This is a genomic window from Bacillus sp. FJAT-27001 (genome assembly GCF_019039175.1).
Classification (GTDB): domain Bacteria; phylum Bacillota; class Bacilli; order Bacillales; family Bacillaceae; genus Bacillus; species Bacillus velezensis.
Window position 1 is genome coordinate 786586 of record NZ_JAHOAA010000003.1, and the last position, 6479, is coordinate 793064.

General features: G+C 48.0%; 6 protein-coding genes. 5 read left to right on the forward strand and 1 reads right to left on the reverse strand.

The features are described 5' to 3' along the window. Positions 1 to 19: 19 nt before the first annotated feature. On the reverse strand, positions 20 to 889 hold the full coding sequence (locus tag BGM27_RS14180; protein ID WP_007410107.1) for an endonuclease I family protein: 870 nt from the start codon (positions 887 to 889) through the stop codon (positions 20 to 22). Positions 890 to 1088: 199 nt separating this feature from the next. On the opposite strand from BGM27_RS14180, the gene allC reads away from it, so the two are divergent. From allC to BGM27_RS20545, 5 genes are all read left to right on the forward strand, one after another. After that, positions 1089 to 2330: an allantoate deiminase gene (gene allC, locus BGM27_RS14185; RefSeq protein ID WP_007410108.1), complete on the forward strand. Its 1242-nt coding sequence runs from the start codon at positions 1089 to 1091 to the stop codon at positions 2328 to 2330. Between the two features lie 60 nt (positions 2331 to 2390). Further along, on the forward strand, positions 2391 to 3602 hold the full coding sequence (locus BGM27_RS14190) for a pyridoxal-phosphate-dependent aminotransferase family protein (protein WP_254122862.1): 1212 nt from the start codon (positions 2391 to 2393) through the stop codon (positions 3600 to 3602). Positions 3603 to 3723: 121 nt separating this feature from the next. Continuing rightward, the gene (locus tag BGM27_RS14195) at positions 3724 to 4920 is read left to right on the forward strand and encodes an MFS transporter (protein ID WP_007410110.1); all 1197 of its coding nucleotides are present in this window, start codon (positions 3724 to 3726) and stop codon (positions 4918 to 4920) included. Positions 4921 to 4976: 56 nt separating this feature from the next. Then, complete coding sequence (locus BGM27_RS14200) at positions 4977 to 6110, forward strand: hypothetical protein (protein ID WP_007410111.1); 1134 nt, start codon at positions 4977 to 4979, stop codon at positions 6108 to 6110. A 124-nt stretch (positions 6111 to 6234) separates the two neighbouring features. Beyond that, positions 6235 to 6414 carry a hypothetical protein gene (locus BGM27_RS20545; RefSeq protein ID WP_007410112.1) on the forward strand — a complete coding sequence of 60 codons (180 nt, stop codon included), beginning with the start codon at positions 6235 to 6237 and terminating at the stop codon, positions 6412 to 6414. Positions 6415 to 6479: the final 65 nt, after the last annotated feature.

The following is a 6479-nucleotide window of genomic DNA, read 5'->3' on the forward strand; positions in this document are numbered from 1 at the left end:
ATCACTTCTTATGATACGATTACCAGATTTCATCCGCCCATTCCGGATGGTCGATAAACGGATTGCGGTTATGCTGATAGTCTTCGTAAATGATTTCGTTCCGCCGTTTTTCCTTACTGTCGACGGGGTCTTGTTGATTCCATTTGAGCAAAACGGACAGTTTTCCCATGTAAGGAGCTGAGCCGTTTCCGGTTTTATCATTCAGCTCAAGGTCGGGATACCCGTCGTCTCCTTCATAACGCACCGCCATGTAAAACAGCATGCGGGCGACGTCTCCTTTAACCTCATCGCGCGGCTCCCAGGAATCACCGTCGTAATAATTGCCCGGCGCTTTCGGGTATTCTGAGCCGCCGTTATCAAAATCCATATTTCCTCTGGCACTGTTCACCTGGACGTCTGCAGGGCGCAGATGATGAATGTCCGTCCCGGGGCCGGCAGCTGTTCCGAAGTTTCCGTGTGACTTTGCCCACACGTGTTCCCGGTTCCAGTCCCCGACGCTGCCGCCGTTTTTACTTTTGGCCCGTGATTCCTGGGTGTAGAGCAAGATGACATTGTTCGGGTTTGCCGGATCTTCGTCAGTTTCCTTCAATGCATTCCATACTTGGCTGTAAGACAGCTTTGTATGTCCGCTGATGATGCGGTGCAGGGCGCTCTTTAAGGCCGTTCCGCTTTTTCCGGAAGCTTCTTTGTAATATGTGTCCGTATCCGCAGACGGAGTGATGACAGCTGAGGCAGTTTGCGGAAAAAGAGTTGTGCCGCCGGCAGTTGAAACCGCCATCCGGCTGTACAGATTCGTGTCAGCCGGCGCGCCCGCAGAGGCTGACGGCGCGGCCCATCCAAAAATGAAAAACAGGCAGACAATCGGCAGAAACCAAAGTTTTTTTGTCATGACTTGCCCTCCTTTACCTCTATTATCCAAAAAATAAATCTAATATTCTATCTTTTTTGAAAAATGGTTCCTTCGGCTTATTGGTCAAAGTATCCGGAAAATCATTGATTTTTTAGAGGATATGATAATGAACTCGTTATGCGCTCCTTCTATAATGAAGATCATCTTGTCAGTTTTTCAGTTTAAAAGGAGGGCGTGTATGGAACATCAGCAGCTTTCGGCGGCGAATATCGGGATTTACGATGACATACAATGGCTGTCTCAATTCGGCGCTTCCGCTTCCGGCGGAGTGACGAGGCTTTTATATACGAAAGAATGGATGGACGCCCAGCTTGCCGTCAAAAAGAAAATGGAGGCGTTCGGGCTGGAAACGGCATTTGACGATGTCGGAAACGTGTTCGGCCGGCTGAACGGCACAGAATCGCCTGGTGAGGTGATTCTGACCGGGTCGCATATTGACACCGTTATTGACGGCGGCAAATATGACGGTGCGTTCGGCGTGCTGGCGGGCATGCTGGCGATCCGGCATTTGCATGAGACGTGCGGGCGTCCGAAAAAAACGCTGGAGGCTGTGTCGCTCTGTGAAGAGGAAGGGAGCCGTTTTCCCATCACCTATTGGGGCTCAGGCAATATCACCGGTGCTTTCTCGCTTTCAGATGCGGAAACGCCGAAAGACGCGTCCGGCATTTCTCTGAAAGAAGCCATGCGGCAGAACGGCTTCGGTGCAGGCCGTTATCCAGCACCGCTGCGCACAGATATCAAAGCCTTTCTGGAAATTCATATTGAACAGGGGCAAACGCTTGAACGATCAGGAAAGGATATCGGGATTGTCACCGGGATTGCCGGACAGAGACGCTATACCGTTACGCTTGACGGTGAATGCAACCATGCCGGCACCACTTCAATGAAATGGCGGAAAGACCCGCTCGCGGCGGGAAGCAGCATCATCCACGAACTGATGCTTTCAGCGGAAAGACAGCCGGAAGAGCTCCGTCTGACGTGCGGGAAAATGACGGTTGAACCGAATATGGCGAATGTCATTCCGGGCCGTATCCAGTTTTCCGTTGATATTCGCCACCGGCAGGAAGACGTGCTGGCAGCCTTCCATCAGAAACTGGCGTCGATTGTTGAAAACATCAGCCGCAGCAAAGGAGTCAGGCCCATTATTGATGAATATATGAGGATAGAGCCGGTTCAAATGAATCAGACACTGACGCGTACCACAGCGGAGGCTGCAAAAGAACTGGGGGCGGACCCGGAGAAAATCGTAAGCGGAGCGGGACATGACGCCCAGATGCTCGGTAGAACCTTTCCGGCCTGCATGCTGTTTGTACCGAGCCGTGGCGGGATCAGCCACTCGCCGCTTGAATTCACACCCGTACATCAGCTTGAAACCGGCGTCCTTACGCTGGCGAATGTATTACATAAACTTGCCTATTAACGTAAAGGGGGAATCGGCGTGCCGACCAGAAAAGAATTGTGCATTCCGCAAAGAACGATTATGACACCGGGACCGACAGAAGCTGAACCGAGAGTGCTGAGGGCGATGGGCGCTCCGATCATCGGCCAGTTTGACCCGGCATTTACCGGCATCATGAACGAAACGATGCAAATGCTCCGAGAATTGTTTCAAACGGAAAACCGCTGGGCCTATCCGATTGACGGTACATCAAGAGCGGGGATTGAGGCTGTTCTCGCAAGTGTGATAGAGCCGGGCGACAGCGTGCTCGTTCCGATATACGGACGCTTCGGATACCTGCTGACTGAAATCGCCGAGCGGTACGGAGCGGACGTTCATACGATCGAGTGTGAATGGGGAACGGTCTTCCGGCCTGACGAGATTATCAGCGAGATGAAAAAGATTTCCCCGAAAATCGTCGCTATGGTGCACGGAGAAACATCAACGGGGCGGATTCACCCGCTGAAAGAAATCGGGGAAGCGTGCCGCGCCCAAGACGCACTCTTTATCGTGGATGCCGTGGCCACGATCGGAGGCTGCGCCGTAAAAACGGATGAATGGAAGATTGACGCAGTCATCGGGGGAACGCAAAAATGCCTATCGGTCCCCTCCGGAATGGCGCCGATTACTTATAATGACCGGACGGCAGCTGTCATTGCCGCGCGTAAAAAGGTAGAACGGGGCATTGCGACGGCAGCTGACGGCAAAAGGCTGTCCGGTCATCGGCCGGTTACGAGCAACTATTTTGATCTGAGCCAGCTCGAAGATTATTGGAGTGAAAGAAGGCTGAATCACCATACAGAAGCGACAGCAATGCTTTATGCGCTGCGGGAGGGTGTGCGCCTTGTCCTGGAAGAAGGACTGGAAGAACGGTTCCGCAGGCATCGGCGTCATGAAAAAGCGCTTACGGCGGGACTTGCAGCGATGGGCCTTGATTTATTCGGCGATCCGGAGGCGAAGCTGCCTGTCGTCACATGCGTGAAGATTCCGCCGGAAGCAGACGGCGAATCGATCAGAAGTATGCTTTTGTCTCAATTCGGAATTGAAATCGCCAGCTCATTCGGTCCGCTGCAGGGGAAAATTTGGAGAATCGGAACGATGGGCTACAGCTGCAGAAAGGAAAATGTGCTGTTTGTGCTGGCCGGACTTGAAGCGGTTCTGATCAGACACGGTGTTGCCGTTAAAGCCGGGGAAGCGCTGCAGGCGGCCCTTAACATATATGATCTGCCGGCTGAAACCGGTGTGCTGTCATGAGACATGAAAACGAGATTGAAATCATCTGGACTTTTTTCCCTTTTCCCCGTTATACTGAATGGTATAAAAAATGACAAATATGGAACGATCATCTGTTTGTCTGGGGAGAAGGTAAGAAATCATGGCGTACATGGGCCGATTGTCAATTTTAATGCTGAATATGTTTATTGCGATGCTTGGAATCGGATTGATTATTCCGATTATGCCCGCATATATTACCGAATTCGGAGCGACGGGGAGCACGATGGGTCTGCTTGTTGCGGCGGCGGGGCTTACACAGCTTTTATTTGCGCCTATTGCCGGGGAAATAACCGACAAATACGGACGGCGGAAACTGATTATTTTCGGCATCGCCGCCTTTGCCGTGTCACAATTGATCTTCGCTTTTGCCGGAAGCCTGTGGCAATTGTTCGCATCCCGCCTTTTGGGCGGAATGGGCGCGGCGTTTTTAATGCCGTCAATGTTCGCTTACATAGCGGATATTACGACCGAAGAAGAACGCGGGAAAGGAATGGGGCTGTTCAGCGCGGCGATGACGCTCGGTGTCGTCATCGGGCCCGGTGTCGGAGGCTATTTGGTTCATTACGGCATGTCTGTGCCGTTCATCGTGTCTGCAAGTCTCGCCTGCTTTTCAACGGTGCTTTCATTTTTCTTTCTGCCTGAAACGCTGGGACGTGAAAAGCAGCTGGAAGCCCGGGCAAAAACGGAAAAACGTGAGCATCTGTTTAAGCAAATGTCACGCGCGCTCAAATCGCCGTTCGCGTTTATGCTGATTCTGGTTTTTGTGCTGAACTTCGGAATTATGAACTTTGAATCCGTTTTCGGCCTTTACGTTGATCATAAACACGGATTTAAAGCCTCTGATATTGCCTTTATTATTACGGCTGCGGGTCTCATCGGCGTGTTTGTGCAGGCGGTCGGCGTCAGTTATCTCGTCCGCAGGTTCGGGGAAAAGCGCGTCATTAACGTGACGTTGATCGGGGCTGCTGCAGGACTTGTGTGGTGCCGGTTTGCGGGTTCATATTGGGCCGTTTTTGCCGCGGCAATCTTTTTCCTGACGCTGACATCGCTGCTCCGGCCGGCGGTTAATACGATGCTGTCGAAGCTCGCCGGTGACCAGCAGGGGTTTGCCGGAGGGATGAACACCTCATTCATCAGCTTAGCGAATATCGCCGGACCGTCAGCCGCCGGTTTTCTCTTTGATGTAAATATGGAATTTCCGTATATGCTGGGAGCGGCCATTCTCGCCATCAGTTTTCTGGCCGCGCTTGGCTGGGGCAAAAAGACACAGACCCGGCCGTTCACGCAGCAAGGATAGAATCAAAAGCCTCCGGGTATCCGGAGGCTTTTTGCTATCTCATAGGGAGGAAAAAAATGAATAGACTTAAAACCTTGTTTATTTTCATTTGCATACTGATCGTCACAACCTCTTGCGGTCTCATCCAAACTGGGAATGAAAAAGAGGAAAGAAGCAGCAATCAAAAGACTGTATTAAAGGATATTGACAATGCGAGTTTTATTGTTGGTTTTTCCAACACTTTAGATAGGGGAAGTGAGATTGGGGTTTACAGTGAAGATGGTACTAAAATGGATAGCTTGGAATTGAAAAATGGTATAAATTTCACGATGTCTTCACATAACAAAAATAATACATTCTTCTCGTCAAATAGAAGCAATACTCACTTGATGATAGACAATAAAACCGGAACAATAAACAAAATAAAAGAAAAGAGTTTGTCAAAAACAACTGAAAATGAAGGTGCTTTCTTTATAAGAAGTTCTGATGGTTATCTCATCCATGACATTAACGTTGGATATACAGACAAAGGGCTGAAAAGTGAATTGGTGTACTGGAAGGAAAACAGCCGAAAAAACAAGAAACAAATAAAGCTTGATGGAGAACTTGGATCATCAATAGCCGTCAAAAATAAAATTTATGTCATTTCAAGTGATGAAGAAAGTATGTCCGTCATTTCAATCAACCCAGAGACAAATAAGCAAGAGAACAAGGCATCCATACCGAATAAAGGGATATACTTTATGGATGAAAAGGATGCATTCCAAGCAGTAAATGCAAATACATTTATACTGACGGTTAATGATAACGTGAATGAGAAAGAGAATTCTAAGCTCATATTAATAGACAGAGAGACGCTAAAGGTAAAAAAAGAAGTCGAGATGGAGAAAGGGTTTCATCCTGCAAAATTGAAAATAGTAAAAGATCAGATTCTAGCCGTTTCTTTTGATGGGAAGCTGCAGATATTTGATAAAAAAATGGTTAAGAAAAACTCTTTCAATTTTTATGCGGGGGATGATAACAAATTAATGAATGATGTTCAATTCACTGACAGAGAGATGTATGTTTTACTCAAAAACTTTGATATCCAGCGCGATAAGAAGCTTGGAGACATCACGTCTTATGATTTGAAATCAGGCAAAAAGCTAAAAACAATCCCGCTAAAAGCAAACAAAGAGTGGGAAATTGCACGTTTTGAAATTTTAAAATAAGTTGAGGTGATTAGATCAGCTCCAGTTATATCTGCATATATTATACTCAGCATTACCGGGAGATTCCAGCATGGTTCTGGTTACCCTGTAAAGGGCATTAAGATAAGCGAAGGGATGGATTGACATGAATAGTATCAGGTACATATTGTATTTTGTGATTTCTTTCGTTTTACAGCTTCTCTGGTTCTTCTTAGTAAAAGAAAATTCTAATGTAACTATACTAGACATGTTGATAATGTCTCTGTTATTCACATTATTTATGTTCATCTTAGATAAATTTCTCAAAAAAAAGCAGGCTGCATAGGGACTGACCCCATAAGATGAGACAAATAAAAACACCTTCAAGTTTGAATACGGATGATTGTTATC

Coding starts and splice junctions, on each gene's coding strand:
- BGM27_RS20545 (WP_007410112.1), top strand. CDS start 6,235: ATGAATAGTATCAGGTACATATTGTATTTTGTGATTTCTTTCGTTTTA.
- BGM27_RS14190 (WP_254122862.1), top strand. CDS start 2,391: ATGACACCGGGACCGACAGAAGCTGAACCGAGAGTGCTGAGGGCGATG.
- BGM27_RS14195 (WP_007410110.1), top strand. CDS start 3,724: ATGGCGTACATGGGCCGATTGTCAATTTTAATGCTGAATATGTTTATT.
- BGM27_RS14180 (WP_007410107.1), bottom strand. CDS start 889: ATGACAAAAAAACTTTGGTTTCTGCCGATTGTCTGCCTGTTTTTCATT.
- BGM27_RS14200 (WP_007410111.1), top strand. CDS start 4,977: ATGAATAGACTTAAAACCTTGTTTATTTTCATTTGCATACTGATCGTC.
- allC (WP_007410108.1), top strand. CDS start 1,089: ATGGAACATCAGCAGCTTTCGGCGGCGAATATCGGGATTTACGATGAC.